At 55.8% G+C, this 15,571-nt stretch carries 11 protein-coding genes; 5 read left to right on the top strand and 6 right to left on the bottom strand.

Features of this window, described 5'->3' with window-relative positions; all coding sequences use genetic code 11:
• Window positions 1–2: 2 nt before the first annotated feature.
• On the bottom strand, window positions 3–1,832 hold the full coding sequence (gene atzF / locus QOT07_RS07110) for an allophanate hydrolase (protein WP_283602792.1): 1,830 nt from the start codon (window positions 1,830–1,832) through the stop codon (window positions 3–5).
• Window positions 1,833–2,448: 616 nt separating this feature from the next.
• Here atzF and QOT07_RS07105 point away from each other — a divergent pair.
• On the top strand, window positions 2,449–3,069 hold the full coding sequence (locus tag QOT07_RS07105; protein ID WP_283602791.1) for a carbonic anhydrase: 621 nt from the start codon (window positions 2,449–2,451) through the stop codon (window positions 3,067–3,069).
• Window positions 3,066–4,565, top strand: coding sequence for a SulP family inorganic anion transporter (locus QOT07_RS07100; protein ID WP_283602790.1), 1,500 nt, complete (start codon window positions 3,066–3,068; stop codon window positions 4,563–4,565). The genes QOT07_RS07105 and QOT07_RS07100 overlap by 4 nt, the downstream gene beginning before the upstream one ends.
• Before the next feature lie 65 nt (window positions 4,566–4,630).
• Here QOT07_RS07100 and QOT07_RS07095 read toward each other — a convergent pair whose 3' ends face one another.
• Together QOT07_RS07095 and QOT07_RS07090 are read right to left on the bottom strand one after the other, a co-directional pair.
• A complete protein-coding gene (locus tag QOT07_RS07095; protein WP_283602789.1) occupies window positions 4,631–7,201 on the bottom strand; it encodes a putative mucin/carbohydrate-binding domain-containing protein in 2,571 nt (856 codons plus the stop codon).
• Between the two features lie 126 nt (window positions 7,202–7,327).
• On the bottom strand, window positions 7,328–9,214 hold the full coding sequence (locus QOT07_RS07090) for a sigma-54-dependent Fis family transcriptional regulator (RefSeq protein ID WP_283602788.1): 1,887 nt from the start codon (window positions 9,212–9,214) through the stop codon (window positions 7,328–7,330).
• 274 nt (window positions 9,215–9,488) lie between these two features.
• Between QOT07_RS07090 and ssuD the strand changes: the two genes are divergently transcribed.
• From ssuD to QOT07_RS07075, 3 genes are read left to right on the top strand one after another with little or no spacing between them, the layout of a single operon-like run.
• A complete protein-coding gene (gene ssuD / locus QOT07_RS07085; protein ID WP_207975899.1) occupies window positions 9,489–10,649 on the top strand; it encodes an FMNH2-dependent alkanesulfonate monooxygenase in 1,161 nt (386 codons plus the stop codon).
• 17 nt (window positions 10,650–10,666) lie between these two features.
• Entirely contained in the window at window positions 10,667–11,758 is a 1,092-nt protein-coding gene (gene sfnG / locus QOT07_RS07080; RefSeq protein ID WP_207975901.1) for a dimethylsulfone monooxygenase SfnG, read from the top strand.
• Window positions 11,751–13,151: an FAD/NAD(P)-binding protein gene (locus QOT07_RS07075; RefSeq protein WP_283602787.1), complete on the top strand. Its 1,401-nt coding sequence runs from the start codon at window positions 11,751–11,753 to the stop codon at window positions 13,149–13,151. The genes sfnG and QOT07_RS07075 overlap by 8 nt, the downstream gene beginning before the upstream one ends.
• Before the next feature lie 37 nt (window positions 13,152–13,188).
• On the opposite strand, the gene QOT07_RS07070 is transcribed toward QOT07_RS07075, so the two are convergent.
• The 3 genes from QOT07_RS07070 to phnE (QOT07_RS07060) all read right to left on the bottom strand — a co-directional run bounded on the left by QOT07_RS07070 (window position 13,189) and on the right by phnE (QOT07_RS07060) (window position 15,516).
• A complete protein-coding gene (locus tag QOT07_RS07070) occupies window positions 13,189–13,653 on the bottom strand; it encodes a YehS family protein (protein WP_099063977.1) in 465 nt (154 codons plus the stop codon).
• 103 nt (window positions 13,654–13,756) lie between these two features.
• The gene (gene phnE, locus QOT07_RS07065) at window positions 13,757–14,656 is read right to left on the bottom strand and encodes a phosphonate ABC transporter, permease protein PhnE (protein ID WP_219015676.1); all 900 of its coding nucleotides are present in this window, start codon (window positions 14,654–14,656) and stop codon (window positions 13,757–13,759) included.
• Window positions 14,653–15,516, bottom strand: coding sequence for a phosphonate ABC transporter, permease protein PhnE (phnE, locus tag QOT07_RS07060; RefSeq protein WP_099063976.1), 864 nt, complete (start codon window positions 15,514–15,516; stop codon window positions 14,653–14,655). The genes phnE (QOT07_RS07065) and phnE (QOT07_RS07060) overlap by 4 nt, the downstream gene beginning before the upstream one ends.
• Window positions 15,517–15,571 lie beyond the last annotated feature (55 nt).

The raw sequence follows: 15,571 nt of genomic DNA, 5'->3' as shown, positions 1-15,571 counted from the left end.
GATCAAGCCCCCTTCAGGCTGGCGACATAGTTGCGCCAACCGCCAAATTCAGTGATGTCCGTGGCGCCCTGTAGCGCCCAGGGTTCGCAGATAAAGCCCTTCACCCGGCGACCGTCCGCCAGCAACAGCGTGCCGATGCCCAGCGGCGCCGGGATTTCCGCCACGAATTCGCCGAAACGCGCCAGAGGGATATCCCACAGCTCGACATCGATAGCGGCCCCCTGTTCGGTTTTGGCCAACCCCGGCTTTGGCGGCTGAGTATTGGCTAACGCGTACAGCCGGTAGCACGGCGCGGTGGTGGTTTGTTCCACCAAAGCCGCCGCACGTTGTGTGAGCTGGAAATTCAATGGCATTCCACTGAGGTGGGCACCCACCACCGCCACCCGCACGTGCTGGGTCGAAGGTATAAGGGATTGCGAAGGTGGCAGCGGGCGGCCGGTGGCGCCCAACGGCAGATCCTGCGCCTGTTGCCAGCGCAGCCCGAACCCGGCCAGCGCCCGATCGTGCCAGGCGGGAGCGACCAGCGTGATACCGGCGGGCAGGCCGTCGTCACGCATCGACGCCGGCAGCGCCAGCGCGCTCAGATCGGCCAGGTTGGTGAAATTGGTGTAGGTGCCAAACTGCGAGTTGAACAACACCGGTTCCTGCTCCATTTCCGCCAGCGTGCGGATGGTCGGTGAGGTCGGCACCACCAGTGCGTCGAAGGGAGCCAACCGCTGTTCAATCTGCCGCGTCAGTTCGGCACGCAGATATTCCGCCTTATAGGCATCGCAGGCGCTGTACTTCAGGCCGTTATTGACGATGCCGCGCACCACCGGGTTGATGGCCTGCGGGTTGGCACTCAGCATCTTTTCGACCGCCACGGTGCGTTCCGCCACCCAGGGGCCGTAATAGAGCTGCTCCGCCAGTACGCGGAACGGGGTAAAATCGAGGGTTTCCAGCGTTACGCCACAGCGCTGCAACTGCACTAGCGCCTGTTGAAAAGCCCGCTCGGCCTGCAAATCGCCGAAAAACTCAAGTTGTGCCGGTACCGCAAAACGTGGGGCTGCGGGAAGATCCGCCGGGGCGGTATGGGGATTGATACGGGAGTAGGCATCGGCAGCGTCGTAGCCACCCGCCAGTTCGGCCACCAGCGCAGCGTCCGCCACCGTCAGGGCAAATACCGACACCGTGTCATTCAGTCTGCACGCAGGCACCACGCCCAGATTCGACAACCAGCCCTTGGTCGGTTTCAGGCCGACAATGTTGTTGAAGCCGGCCGGAACACGCCCTGAACCGGCGGTATCGGTACCCAGTGAGAACGGCGTCAGGCCGCGCGCCACCACCGAGGCCGATCCAGAACTGGAGCCGCCGCTGACGTAACGGCTGTCAAAACTGTTTACCACCGCGCCGTGCGGGGAACGGGTGCCCACCAGGCCGGTGGCGAACTGATCGAGGTTGGTTTTACCGATCACCAGGGCACCGGCGGCGCACAGATTGGCAACGACGCCGGCGTCTGCCGTCGCCTGATAGGCAAACTCCGGACAGGCGGCGGTGGTCAGCCAGCCACCGACGTCGATATTGTCTTTAACCGCAAAGGGGACACCAAACAGCGGCAGGCGGCTGATGTCACCGGCGACGGCTTCAAGCCGTTGGGCCAGTCGTTGGCACTGCGCCTCCAGCTGTGCCGCGTCGGCAAGATACAGCCAGGCATTGTCATCCGCAGGGAGATCGGTAGCCCATGCAGCCAAAGTAGCGCGCACGCAGGCCATGCGCTCGCCCGCCGGGCAGGTGTGATAATGGTGTTGCCATTCACCGAGGGTGAAACCGCGTAGATTTACAGGCTGAGTCATTGGCTGAATTCCATCTGGTACACAAGATGGGATTCAACAGAGCAACCGGCGTGCCAGTTTTTAATTGGCTGATTCTAATAAATTATAAGAAAAACTTATCTTAAAACGGAGAAAACCTGCACCAGCCACGGGCAAGCGGCGAACAAAAAAGGTGCAATAAACCGCTATTATGCCGATACAAAAATGTTTTTCTTAAATTAACCCCAATCTATGTGCGTGTGTTGGAATACCAATTTACGATTAATCAGAAATAATTAGCCTGTGGTTTTAATAAATTATTTAATTACAAAACAATGCCATCAACCAACTTCAAGCTAAAATCAACCGGAGCACAATGAATTACAAAAAACCATAAAAACACAAATTAAGTTTCAATCTTAATTAAAAATCCAGAATTAAAAACCATAAAATAACCGACATATGTTTATAACAAAATGGACTTTAAAATAGAGTATTTAACCAAGCCCACCTCGATATAGAAAACTTTACACAAACCCTGCTTATCATTCGCACAATGATTGGACTAACCTAGGTCTGGAGTTTTTGCTAGTGGCGGCGGCCTGCACGTCAGCGCCGAACTTTCTCGCTGCTAAATACCCTGACCCAAGGAGCCCCCATGACATTGATTAATCATCTGCTGGTTAAAAACCGCAGTTGGGCAACCCAGCAACAAGCGCGCGATCCCAATTTTTTCCCGCAGTTGGCACAGGTGCAGAAACCGCACACGCTGTGGATTGGCTGTTCCGACAGCCGGGTCCCCGCCGAAACCCTCGTTCGTGCACAGCCCGGCGAACTGTTTGTACACCGCAATATCGCCAATATGGTCGAAGAGCAGGATGATAATTTGATGAGCGTGGTGCAATACGCGGTCGAACATCTGGAGGTTGAGGCCATCGTGATTTGCGGCCATTACGGCTGCGGTGGCATCCAATCTGCCCTGAGCAGCCGCGATACCCCCAGTAAGGACTCACTAACCCGCCGCCTCAATTCGCTACGCACTAGTCTGGAACCGCATTTGCCATTGGGCAACGATACCCAGAACGACGAAACGGCTCACCTGAACCAGGCGGCGCACACCAACGTACAGCTCCAGCTCAGTACCCTCAGCAAAACCCAGTTGATTCAACGCGCCTGGCGACACAATGCCCGCTTGACGCTGGTCGGCTGCATTTACGATATGCATACCGGATTTTTGAATGTGCTGGAGCAGCGTAACGCCGCCGGGAGGGTGACATGAATCGCGCCGATCTGCGTTTTGACCTGCCCGCCGGGCTGGTGGTGTTTCTAGTCGCCCTGCCGCTGAGCCTGGGTATTGCGCAAGCCAGCGGTGTCCCGCCGTTCGTCGGCCTGCTGACCGGGGTGATCGGCGGCATTGTCGTCACCCTGCTCAGCCCTTCGCCGTTTTCGGTCAGCGGCCCCGCCGCCGGGCTGGTGACCATTGTCACCGGTGCCATGGTCACGCTGGGCGACTTTCCGTCATTTTTGCTCGCCTTGTTATTGGCCGGCGTGTTGCAACTGGCATTCGGCCTGCTGCGCGGCGGCAAGCTGGCGGCGCTGATCCCCGGAGCGGTGATCCACGGCATGTTGGCCGCCATCGGTATTTTACTGATCCTGCAACAGTTGCCGTTAGCCATGGGTTATCCATCAGGGCATGGTCTGAGTGAGAAACCATCTGGCGCGCAACTGCGAGGTGATATCGCCCCGGCGGCGGTGTCACTGACGCTGGGTGCCCTGCTGCTGATCGGTTTCTGGGGGCGCTCATCGCTCAAACAACGCCTGCGGCTGACGGCATTACCCGGCCCTCTGGTCGCCGTGTTGTGGGGCTGTCTGTTTGTCTGGCTCGGCCAGAAGATTTGGCCCACCATTGGCACTTTGCCGCGGATAGAGTTGCCGGCACTGAACAGTGTCGAAGCGCTGCAGACGCAATTTTCGTTGCCCAACTGGCAAGCGTGGCGCAACCCGGCGGTTTATCTGGTGGCGATTACCCTGGCGATTGTCGCCAGCCTGGAAACCCTGCTGAGCCAGGAAGCCTTGAAAAAGATGGCGCCGATGATGCCGGAACCCTCCGCCGATAAAGAGCTACGCGCGCAAGGCGTGGGCAACTGCATTAGCGGGCTGCTGGGCGGTTTGCCGATTACCGCCGTGATCGTGCGCAGCTCTGCCAACGTGCAGGCCGGCGCACGCAGTCGGGTGTCTATTTTGCTGCACGGCGTACTGTTGCTGCTCAGTGCGTTGCTGTTTGCCGAGCTGCTCAACAGCATCCCGCTGGCCAGTCTGGCGGCCATCCTGATCTACACCGGTTTTAAGCTGGCGCACCCGCGTATTTTTATCAGTCTGTGGCGTCAGGGCCTGCAACAGTTCGTCCCTTTTGCCGCGACGCTCGGCGGTATTCTGGCATTTGGCATGCTGGCGGGCATTGCGATCGGCCTCGCGGCGCAACTGCTGTGGAGCCTGTACCAAAGCAATCGTCACGCCCTGCATCTGACCCGCTACGACGACCATTATCTGCTTCAGTGCCAGCAAAACCTGACCTTCCTCAACAAGATGCGCCTGAAGCATTTATTGGCGCAAATAGAGCCCAACAGCACGGTGATTATCGATTGCGAAGGGATTAACTACCTGGACGACGATATCCGCGCGATGCTCAACGAATACCGCCAAACGGCGGCTGATAAACAGATCAACATCAGTCTGCATCCACCGGCCAACATTCTGGCACGCGAAATCTCTTAAACGAAAACGGCGCCGGGTATGAAACCCGGCACCGTGAGTACAGCAGTCAGAAACCTGGCTGCGGATCAGTCCGCGACCCGTTCCAGACCCACCGGGGTAATGCAATAAGTCTGTTGCTTGCCCCTTTCACCCAACCGCAAGTGCTGCATTTCATTGGTGATCACCAAACGGTTATTCGGCTCTTCGTGATGCAGGTGGATTACTTCACCGCCGTAACCTGAAATCGGCAGCACCACTGTACGGGCCTGCTGCGGCTGGTCGCCAATCACTTCATAGCTGAACAGGTTGTTACCATCCGCATCGTCATAACTGAATGTGGCATAAGTGTCTGGGAAATAATTGTGTACAACCCCACCTTTGATGAGTTCAATCGTTAAGGTTTTTCTCACCAGGTCGACAGTGCCAGTCAAGAATTGCCAATCGCTGATCCCCCTGTAGTCGATGCTGAAAGTATTCCCTACCAGCTCATCAGGGCGAATGTTGCTGGCAGAAATACAGTCCTTATAGGTTTCTAACAACTGCTCACGCTGGGGACTGGCGAAAATATTAATCGCCAGGTAAATATCGTCTTTAAATACCGAGAACAGCGCGTAATAGGCCTGAGGGTAGCTGCGCAAATGCTGGGCCGCAGTTTCAATCCGCGCTAATAGCGCCTGCTCGGGATCACCCGGCAGCGCTTCATTTTTCAGTCCGCTGTTGGTGATCAGCAAGACGTTAGTTTTGTTCTTGTTATCAAGGATATTCGGATACGCCGGGCTCACGCGTACCCGGCCAGGTTCCTCATGATAGATTTCAATTTTATCACCGGCGGTGAAAGGCAGCTCATCATGACTTAAGGTGGCCTGAGTACCATGAATATCCTTGCTGAAAATCACCGCATTTTGCTGATTACGTAAGGTGATTTTGGCGTAGGTCATATCTGGGAAATAGGAATGCGGCGTGGTACTGGTAACGTCAATCACCACCATACCTTTGGCATGATCAACCGCCAGCGTGGCGAACACGGCATCGCCCAGGCCAAGCAGATTGATGTCCTGTGAAACGATTGACGAAGATACTTTTTTGACAAAGCCAATCTTCGCCGCGTTATCCCCCTGCTGCAGCACCAGGTAGTCCTGAGTCGGTTGATACTTATGGTTTTTACCGGTCGGTAACCGCAGAGTGTATACGCCAATCGGCAGGTCGCTCAGGACCATGGTCGGGCTGTTGATACGCGTTTTATATGCGTAACGCGCCCCTTCCATCAGGATCAGGTCTTCGCCATAAATTTGTGCGAAATCGTCAATATCAAAACTCAGGGTCGCATTGCCTTTCAGGCCGCTGGCCTTCAACTGAGTCGAATCAACCAACTGCAGAGTGGAGTCGAGTTTCAACTGCGTTTTGACCGATTCAATATCCTGTGCACCGACCAATTGACACAACGGATAGACGGCTTTCGCATGGCTGAAAACGTTGCGATTGCGTTGTTCCTGAGTGACATAACCCCCGACCCATTGGATAAATGGCGTCACATCCACTTTGTTGCCCGCAACGGCAAAGCTTTCCGACAGCATATCCAGCAAGGCATGTTCACTTGGCACGAAGCCAGGGGTATTACAACTTTGGCGATACTGCTGATTAAAGTGGGTGAAGGCATTTTTGCCCGCTTTACCCACCATCAAGACGATAAAATACAGCTTGGAACGCAGGTCCCACTGATTGAGCGGCGTAGACTGAGCGATCAGGTCCAGGATTTTTTTCTCAACTTTAGCCATATTGCCGTAATCATACAGCCAGCCTTCTTTATATTTTCGCTCCCCCAACATCACATCCTGATAACAGGCGGCATAAATATTGTTCCATACCTCACCGGTGGAAAAATATTTATCGCCTATAAAATTTCCCTGATAACCATGGGCAATCTCATGCAGGCTGCCCCAATTATTATCCAGCGCCGTCAGCCAGAAACTGCTTATTGAGCTGGTACTTTCCGCCGTCCAATTACCGCCATAATAAGCGGCTCCGGCACCATTTTTATCGGCCTTGATAAAATAACGATTTTTGATATTACGATCAGAGTCGCTTTCAGCCTCAAATGAAACACCCGCCAGCGCATTATAAAAAGTAAAGATCCGATCGTAATAGGCGATCAAGCCATCAATATTTTTGGCTTCACCCAAAGACTTCAGATCTTTTTTGCTGATTTTTGGCACCAGGATATTGGTATATTCAGAGTCGACCAATGCGAATTCAGCATCCTGCGCGTCCCAACGTGCAAAGAAAGTGGTTTCATTTTCACCTTTGCGGTAAACCGGCAAGGGTTTGCTGGCGTCGGGATACTCAAACTCCAGAACCGGCGTGCCCTCTACGTAAGGCGTATCAATAAACGGCACCGAGACCGCATTTACGCTGGCCTCAACCCAGGCATTGCCGATGCTGAAGTCAGCCTCGGTTTTGTTATCGTCATTGAGCAGGCGCAGTTTAAGTTTGGTGGTAAAGGCTGCATTGGTCTGACGTACTCGCACCACCTGCCCGGCGGCGAGAATAATCCCCAGATGCTGACGATCGTGGCCGATGCCTTTGCTCATTCCCGCAGCATCCAGCCATACCGGTCTTGGCAAAGTATAAAGAGTTTTTGATTTAGTGATTGTAGGCATTTTATATTCCTCAAGGTTATTATTTTCGTCTAACAGACCTTGAGAAATTAACCAGGAATGCTCTTAAGCACTAACGATGGAAAATGGCTGAACCACCACACAACAAAGAGTAGAAACCCAAATATTTTACTGCCATACCGCCTCGCGGACTTTAATCGCGCGCGGCAATAGCCCCAAAGCATAAAAACGATCGGCTATCGCCTGCTGCTGGCGAATAATAGTCAAATCCATTCGACGGGGTTGATGACTGCGACGAGCCAAAGCATGGGTGAGCGAGGAAATAGCCAACCCCAGCTCAGCGGATAACAGTACCGCGGCCTGGTCACGGTGGGCGTCAATATAATGGCCGGTTTGTTCCAGCGCACTCATCAGCCCGTGCAGTAAATCGGGGGAATGCCCGGCAAAGTCGCGATGGGTGAGATAAAACTGATGGTTGTTCACCCGTCCGACGCCATTGGCAATCACCCTGAGCTGCGCATTCTGTTCGGCATCGCTCAGCAGAGGATCCCACATCATCCAGGCATCTACCGCATGGTGATCGCTGGGGGTCAGTGGGTATTTTGGTGGTGCATAGACCACCCGCACATCTTCCAGCGTCAGCCCGGCTTCATCCAGAATTTGCAGCAGCAGATAATGCACGTTGGAGCCTTTATTGACCGCAATCCTCTTGCCGCGCAGGTCGGCAATAGTCTGAATGGGGCTATCGTGAGCAACCAACAATGCCACGCTCTGTGGGGCGGCAGGTTCCCAGGCCACATACAGCAGCGGGCTGTTGCCGGCCTGAGCGAACAGCGGTGGCACCTCGCCGGTAGTGCCAAAATCGATTTCACGGTTGGTCAGGGCATGCAGCAACTGCGGGCCGGCAGGAAACTCGCTCCACAGTACACTCACCCCGCTCTCGGCAAACCGGGCCTCCAGCGACTGACGGGCTTTGAGTATCCCCAAATTGCCAAACTTCTGATAGCCAATGCGCAGCTCACGTTCACTGCGGCCGGCGGATTGGGCAGATTTTAGTGCCGAACTCGTCACGCTGCGCCGGGCTTTGATCAGGCCAAGATGCCCCAGATGGGTACGCAGCGTATTACGGCTGATCCCCAACAGCGACGCGGTCTGCAACTGATTGCCCTGGCTCAGTTCAAAAGCATTGCGCACCAGCGAATCGATCACCCGCTGGTAGAGTGGGCTGTCGTTGCTCTCAAGCTGCTGGCGCAGGAAAACATCCAACGAATCATCACCATAAGGCAATGCACTGACATTTTCGGCGTTCAACCTCAGCTGCTGCGGGCTAATCAGCGGTTCTCTGCTAAGCAACACGGCATTGTGCAGGGTGTTTTCCAGTTCGCGGATATTCCCCGGCCACGGATAGTCCATCAGGGCGGCCAACGCCTGCTCACTGAGACGTAATTGAGGGCGCCCCAGGCGCCGCGCGTACAGCGTCAGGAAATGGTCGGCCAGCAACGGGATATCCTCCCGCCGTTGGCGCAAGGGCGGCAGAGCAACGGCGGCGACGTTAAGCCGATAGTAAAGATCTTCACGGAAACGACGTTCGCGGATGGCATTAGCCAGATCCACATGCGTGGCAGCCACCACGCGGACGTCCACTTTGACCGGTCGATGAGAACCAACCCGGGTCACTTCCCGTTCTTGCAAAACACGCAGTAGTTTGACCTGTAACGACAGGCTCAACTCACCAATTTCATCAAGCAACAGCGTGCCGCCTGCCGCCGCCTCAAACCATCCCTGATGGCGATCCGTCGCCCCGGTGAAAGCCCCTTTTTCATGCCCAAACAGCTCCGATTCGGCCAGGCTCTCGGTCAAAGCCCCGCAGTTCACCGCCAGAAAGGGGCCATCGCGTCTTGGGCTTTGATGATGCAGGTAACGGGCTACCCCCTCTTTACCGGTGCCGGTTTCACCCACGATAAGCACCGTCGCATCGGTCGGTGCCAATCGATCCAGCACGCTCTGGAAGGCGATAGAAGCGGGATCAATTAACTGTGGGCCGGAGGTTTGCATGGTTATTACCTTCAGGGGATCAGAACGGAAACCATACCGGCAGACGCCGGCGATAACGAGAGGGGAAACGCCCACCTTGCTGCAAATGCAGCAGCACTCCGCCAGTCACTGCTGCATTTGCAGCAGAATACCGCTGCCAACAAATAAACTAACCCACTAATAATTAACAAAAAATAAGAAAGTCATTTCTGGCATGCTTCCTGCTAAGTTGTTTATAACCAAGTCTGGATATTCTATGGAATAAATTAAGATATCGTTATATAGGAAACGGATAATGAGCGAAGCACAGGCTGACAACATCAACGTTTTTTGGTTTTTACCGACCCACGGTGACGGCCGTTATTTGGGCACTGCCGAGGGAGGAAGAGCCGTCGATCTGCCTTATTTACAACAGGTTGCTTTGGCGGCAGACAGTCTGGGTTATTACGGCGTGCTGATCCCCACCGGCAAAAGCTGCGAGGACTCCTGGCTGGTCGCTGCCGCACTGGCCCCAATCACCAAACGTCTGCGCTATCTGGTCGCTGTGCGCCCTGGCTTGCAGCCCCCCAGCCTGGCTGCACGGATGGCTGCCACGCTGGATCGTCTTTCGGAAGGCCGTCTGTTGATCAATGTAGTCACCGGTGGCGATCCGGTGGAAAACAAAGGCGATGGGATTTTCCTGAGCCATGCCGAACGTTATCAGGTCACGCGTGAGTTTCTGGAGGTTTATTCCCGCCTGTTGAAAGGGGAAAAGGTCGATTTCCAGGGTGAGCATCTGCGGGTGGAAGGCGCTGAGGTGCTGTTCCCGCCGGTGCAGGAGAACGGGCCACCGCTGTTTTTTGGCGGTTCGTCTGAAGAAGCGCTGGAGGTGGCGGCCAACCAGATCGATACCTATCTCACCTGGGGAGAACCGCTGGAACAGGTGGCGGAGAAAATTGCCGTGGTCCGTCAGCGGGCAGAAGAGCGCGGCCGCACCCTGGACTATGGCATTCGCCTGCACGTGATTGTGCGCGAAACCGAAGAGCAAGCCTGGGCCGCCGCCGACAAACTGATTGCCCACCTGGATGATGAAACCATCGCCGCCGCGCAGAAGATTTTCTCGCGCATGGACTCGACTGGCCAGGCCCGTATGAGCGCCCTGCATGGCGGTTCGAAGGACAGTTTACGTATCGCTCCCAATTTGTGGGCCGGGGTCGGACTGGTGCGTGGGGGCGCGGGTACGGCACTGGTCGGCAATCCGCAACAGATTGCGGCACGCATTCGAGAATATCAGGCGTTGGGGATCACCAATTTCATTTTCTCGGGTTACCCGCATCTGGAAGAAGCGCACCGATTTGCCGAGCTGGTGATGCCGCTATTGCCGCTGGCGATTAACAACGTGAAACGTCAGCGCACGGTCAATACCGGGCCGTTTGGAGAAACCATCGGTGGCGATCGTCGTCCGGTGAAAAAGTAAAACTGAGGAGCCACACCATGAGCAATGAACCGATTAAATTCGCCTACTGGGTGCCTAACGTCTCAGGCGGTCTGGTGATCAGTCAGATCCCTCAGCGCACCGGTTGGGATGCCGACTATAACCGCAAGCTGGCCCAGATTGCCGAGCGCGCCGGGTTTGACTATGCCCTGACACAGATCCGCTTTACCGCCGGTTATGGTGCCGATAACCAGCACGAGTCGGTGACCTTTTCACAAGACCTGCTGGCCGTGACCACCAGGCTCAAGGTGATTGCCGCCCTGTTGCCTGGTCCATGGAACCCGACGCTGGCGGCCAAACAGATCGCCACCATCAGCCACCTGTCCAACGCGCGTATTGCCGTCAATATCGTTAGCGGTTGGTTCCGCGGCGAGTTTAAAGCCATTGGCGAACCCTGGCTGGATCATGAAGAGCGCTACCTGCGTTCGGAGGAGTTTATTCGCTGCCTGCAGGGCATCTGGCAGCAGGATAGCTTCACTTTTGCCGGTGATTTTTACCGCTTCCGCGACTATGCATTGAAGCCAAAACCCCTCGATCCCCAGCCGGAAATTTTCCAGGGTGGCAGCTCGAGAGCCGCGCGGGATATGGCAGCACGGGTCTCCGACTGGTACTTCACTAACGGCAATACTCCGGAAGCTATCCGCCTGCAGGTTGAGGATATCCAGCTCAAGGCCGCAGAAAACCAGCACCGGGTTAAGGTCGGCGTCAATGGCTTTGTGATTGCCCGCCAGACGGAGCAGGAAGCACAAAGCGTGCTGCGTGATATCCTTGATCATGCCAATCCCGATGCGGTGAAAGGCTTTCAATCCGAGGTTAAAAATGCCGGCAGCGCTTCGCCAGAGGGCGAAGGCAACTGGGCTAAATCAACGCTGGAGGATCTGGTGCAATATAACGATGGGTTCAAAACCAACCTGATTGGCACGCCGCAGCAGATTGCACAGCGGATCATCGCGCTGAAGCAGGCGGGGGTAAATCTGATGCTGCTCGGCTTCCTGCACTTCCAGGAAGAGGTGGAGTTTTTTGGCCGCGAAGTGATCCCGCTGGTGCGTGAACTGGAACGTCAACAGCAGCCGGAGCTGAGTCATGGCTGACCGGCAGATTGTCATCATTGGTGGCGGCTTTAGCGGCACGGCGCTGGCTATCCACCTGGCGCGACTGGGAGAAGCCGGGCTGAAGGTGACAATTATTGAGCCTCGTGCTCAGTTGGCGCAAGGCGTCGCTTACGGCACCCGCGATCCGGCGCACCGCATTAACGTCCCCGCCGCACGGATGCAGCTTTCCGCAGAGGAAGAAGGCGACTTCGACCGTTGGTTCCGGGCTTCTGCCGCCTGCCAACAGGATCCCAAGGCACTCTGGTCGGATGGGAGCCTCTATCCGCAGCGGAGCCAGTTTGGTGCCTATATCGCCGAAAAGCTGGCCACGGCGATGGAAACCTCCGCGGTGCAGGTTACCCACGTTCAGGACTACGCCGTTGCTCTGCAGGACGGTGTGGTACTGACCGCTTGCGGAAATAAATACCCTGCGGATGACGTAGTGCTGGCCATCAGTCATCCGCCGCCGGCCGTACCCAAACAGCTTCAACAAGCGCTGAAAAATCATCCGGGGCTGATCGCCAATCCCTGGCAGGTTAACGCGTTGACCGAGGTGGATAATCAGGCTCGGGTGGCTATTATCGGTTCCGGTTTGACCATGTCGGATGTGGTGGCCTCACTTCACCGCCAGGGACATCGCGGACCGATCCTGGCTTTCTCACGGCGCGGTCAACTTCCCCGGCCAAACCTGACCGGTGACTATGCCGCGCGGCCGCTTGATTACCAGCGTCCGCAGGCGGCTACCGCCCGTGGCTGGCTGCGACGAGTTCGGCAGGAAGTCCGCCAGGCAAAGGCAGAGGGGCTGCCCTGGCAACTGGTGCTGGATGACATTCGCTCCCACGGCCAACAAATTTGGCAACAGTGGTCGCTGAAGGAACAGCGGCGTTTTCTGCGACATATTCGCCCCTGGTGGGACGTGCATCGTTACCGCATCGCGCCGCAGGTCAGCGAGGTGCTGACGCAGTTGCAGCAGACCGGGCATCTTAAGGTGCTGGCCGCCCGCCTGCAGCAGGTCTCAGTGGATAAGCGGGCGATTGTGCTGAGTTTAAAAGCGCGCGGTAGGGGCGTTGCGGAAACGCTGTTGGTGGATCAACTGATTGTCACTACCGGCCCTGCGCACAGTGCGTTGCTGGAAAGTGATGCTTTGCTGAAACAACTCGCAACGCAGGGGCTGATCCAACCGGATCCGCTGGCGTTGGGAATTTGGGTCGATGCCCATTCCCGGCCGATTAACCGCCAGGGTCAGAGTCAGGCTCACCTGTACGTGGCAGGCCCCGCCGCCCGTGGCCGTTTCGGCGAGCTAATGGGCTTGCCACAGGTGGCGCAACACGCAGAATCGCTGGCGCAACAGCTGCTGGCCCCCTCACCCCCGAAACCAATAAAAAAGGCGTAATCTTTCGATCACGCCTTAATCACCACCGGGGTGTTATTTATGCACCACGAAGACGTTGCGCCAACCCTTTGAGGAAGTAACGCAGCATCTGGTCGCCACAAGGACGGAAGTTTTTAGTGCCTTCTTTGCGGAACAGCGCACTCAGTTCCGGTTTGGAAATGCGGAACTCCACGGCGGTGAAGATCTGGTGCATGTCGGTATCTTTCAACTCGAAGGCTACGCGCAGCTTTTTCAACACCAGATTGTTGGTGACAGGCAGTTCCACTTCCGGCGCCGGGAACTTGTCGTCCTTACCACGCTTGAAGAACACCAGACCGTTCAGGAAGTGTGCCATCACTTCGTCCGGACAGTTTTCGAAACCTGGCTCGCCTTCCTTGATGACGTAAGTGCTCATTGCCGAGACCGCAACGTCGAAATTATCCAGCTTGATAATCTCAACCATTTTCGCGTCGTTAATATTCAGCATGTAGCGCACGCTGCGCAGCACGTCATTGTTGATCATAGAATTGCCTTTAGCTTGTAAACCGGAAGGCGCGCACATTGTAATACCCTATACTGCTGCGCCTTGAATATGTGCGGCAGTATAGGGATCAGAGCCGGGTTTCTCAATCGATTTGGCTTTTTTGCTGATACAGCGGGATGTCTTCGCCAATGATGTATTTATTGCGCAGGATGGACGAGACCTTATCCATAATCATCACCACCACCACCAGGATCAGGGTGATAAACATCACCACGTCCCAGTTCCACAACCGCATGTTCTCCGCATACACCAGGCCGATACCGCCGGCGCCAACGAAGCCCAGCACCGCGGCAGAACGGGTGTTGGATTCAATCTGGTACAGGCTGAGCGCCAAAAATGTGGGGAACGACTGGGTAAAGATACCGTAGCGGTGCTTTTGCAGGCCGTTAGCACCCACCGCCGTCAGACCCCGGCTGGGGGATTTATCGACCGCTTCGTGCCCTTCGGCGTACAGTTTGCCAAGCAGCCCGACGTCCTGCATCACGATCGCCAGTACCCCGGCCAGCGGCCCCATGCCAACGGCGCGTACAAAAATCAGCCCCCAAATCGCCATGTCGATACCGCGCAAGACATCCAGCAGGCGGCGCACCAGCGCCGAGATCGGTCGCAGTAACGGCGTCGACATCACGTTGCGTGCCGCAAAGAACGACAGCGGCAAGGCGATCAACGAGGCGGTAAGGGTGCCGGCAAACACGATGCCGATGGTGATAAATATCTGTTGGAAGTAGTACATGAACGGCCAGTTGACGAAATCGTGCCAGACGAACATGCGCATAAAGTAGCGGCCAAGCTGGTGACAACCGTTAATAAACTGCGGCCACGAGATACCAAAAAACTGGAAGAAAAACAGGTAATACAGTGCAATCGCCACCGCCACAATGCCGATAGTGCGCAGGTAGCGGTGTTGCTGTGAAAATATCTCCGGATGCTGCTGTTTGAGCGTTTGCAGCTTTTCCGCCGAAATAGTGGGTGCCGTTATCATTTTTTCCCCTCCACGACCCGTTTGCGCAGTTCACCTGAGGTGTAATCCAGCAGCGAAACTACCAGGATAATCAGCAGCAGCGTCATGCTGACCTGATCGTAGCGATCGAGTTTGATGTTGGTCATCAGCTCCTGGCCGATGCCACCCGCCCCGACCAATCCCAAAATGGTTGACTGGCGGAAGTTGATTTCCAGCCGCATAAAGCTGTACGAAAGAAACACCGGCTTCACCTGGGGCCACATGCCAAACCGCATGCGCTGCAACGGGGTCGCACCGCAGGCCATCAGCCCGCGCACCGGCTTGTTGGAGGCGGTTTCAATCGACTCATAAAACAACTTGGTCAGGCTGCCAATGGTGTGCAGCGCCAGCGCCAAAAAGCCGGGAATAGCCCCGATGCCGAACGCCATCACGAACATCACCGCCCACGCCAGTTCCGGCATGGTGCGTAAAAATGCCACCAGCGTGCGGATTGTCAGACGTAGCGTCGCCGGGCTGTGGGTGTTATTGGCCGCCAAAAACGCCAGCACACCGGCCACCAGCACCGAAAGAATGGTCGCCGCCAACGCCAGCTGCAAGGTTTCCCAGATCAGCGGCAATTGAATGTTCAGCCGGTAACCCCAGTAGGCGAATGACCCTTCGGTGTGGCCATCGGCAAACAATAAGCGCCAGTGCAGGGTCGGAATGGTTTCCGCCAGATAGTCAAAGAAGTGGGGGATCGATAGCCACACGGTGTGCAAGTTGAACTCGGCGATGTTGCCGGCGCCCAGGTAGAGCACCACCAGACCGAGCGACCAGATCAGCGTCTCACGCTTTTGCTTGCTGCGGATTTGCTGGTAATAGTGCGCAAAATCTTTATTCAAAATAGGTTTCCATCTTTATGCAACAAGGGGCTCAGCATGCTGAACCCCTTTGGAT

Origin of the sequence: Serratia proteamaculans, assembly GCF_949794035.1 — a bacterium.
GTDB classification, from domain to species: domain Bacteria; phylum Pseudomonadota; class Gammaproteobacteria; order Enterobacterales; family Enterobacteriaceae; genus Serratia; species Serratia proteamaculans.
The sequence above is the reverse complement of the archived record's forward strand: the minus strand, read 5'-3'. Positions and strand labels throughout refer to the sequence as shown.

Excerpts from the sequence above, each read along its gene's own strand:
- atzF (WP_283602792.1), bottom strand. The coding sequence starts at position 1,832 with ATGACTCAGCCTGTAAATCTACGCGGTTTCACCCTCGGTGAATGGCAA.
- QOT07_RS07105 (WP_283602791.1), top strand. The coding sequence starts at position 2,449 with ATGACATTGATTAATCATCTGCTGGTTAAAAACCGCAGTTGGGCAACC.
- QOT07_RS07100 (WP_283602790.1), top strand. The coding sequence starts at position 3,066 with ATGAATCGCGCCGATCTGCGTTTTGACCTGCCCGCCGGGCTGGTGGTG.
- QOT07_RS07095 (WP_283602789.1), bottom strand. The coding sequence starts at position 7,201 with ATGCCTACAATCACTAAATCAAAAACTCTTTATACTTTGCCAAGACCG.
- QOT07_RS07090 (WP_283602788.1), bottom strand. The coding sequence starts at position 9,214 with ATGCAAACCTCCGGCCCACAGTTAATTGATCCCGCTTCTATCGCCTTC.
- ssuD (WP_207975899.1), top strand. The coding sequence starts at position 9,489 with ATGAGCGAAGCACAGGCTGACAACATCAACGTTTTTTGGTTTTTACCG.
- sfnG (WP_207975901.1), top strand. The coding sequence starts at position 10,667 with ATGAGCAATGAACCGATTAAATTCGCCTACTGGGTGCCTAACGTCTCA.
- QOT07_RS07075 (WP_283602787.1), top strand. The coding sequence starts at position 11,751 with ATGGCTGACCGGCAGATTGTCATCATTGGTGGCGGCTTTAGCGGCACG.
- QOT07_RS07070 (WP_099063977.1), bottom strand. The coding sequence starts at position 13,653 with ATGATCAACAATGACGTGCTGCGCAGCGTGCGCTACATGCTGAATATT.
- phnE (WP_219015676.1), bottom strand. The coding sequence starts at position 14,656 with ATGATAACGGCACCCACTATTTCGGCGGAAAAGCTGCAAACGCTCAAA.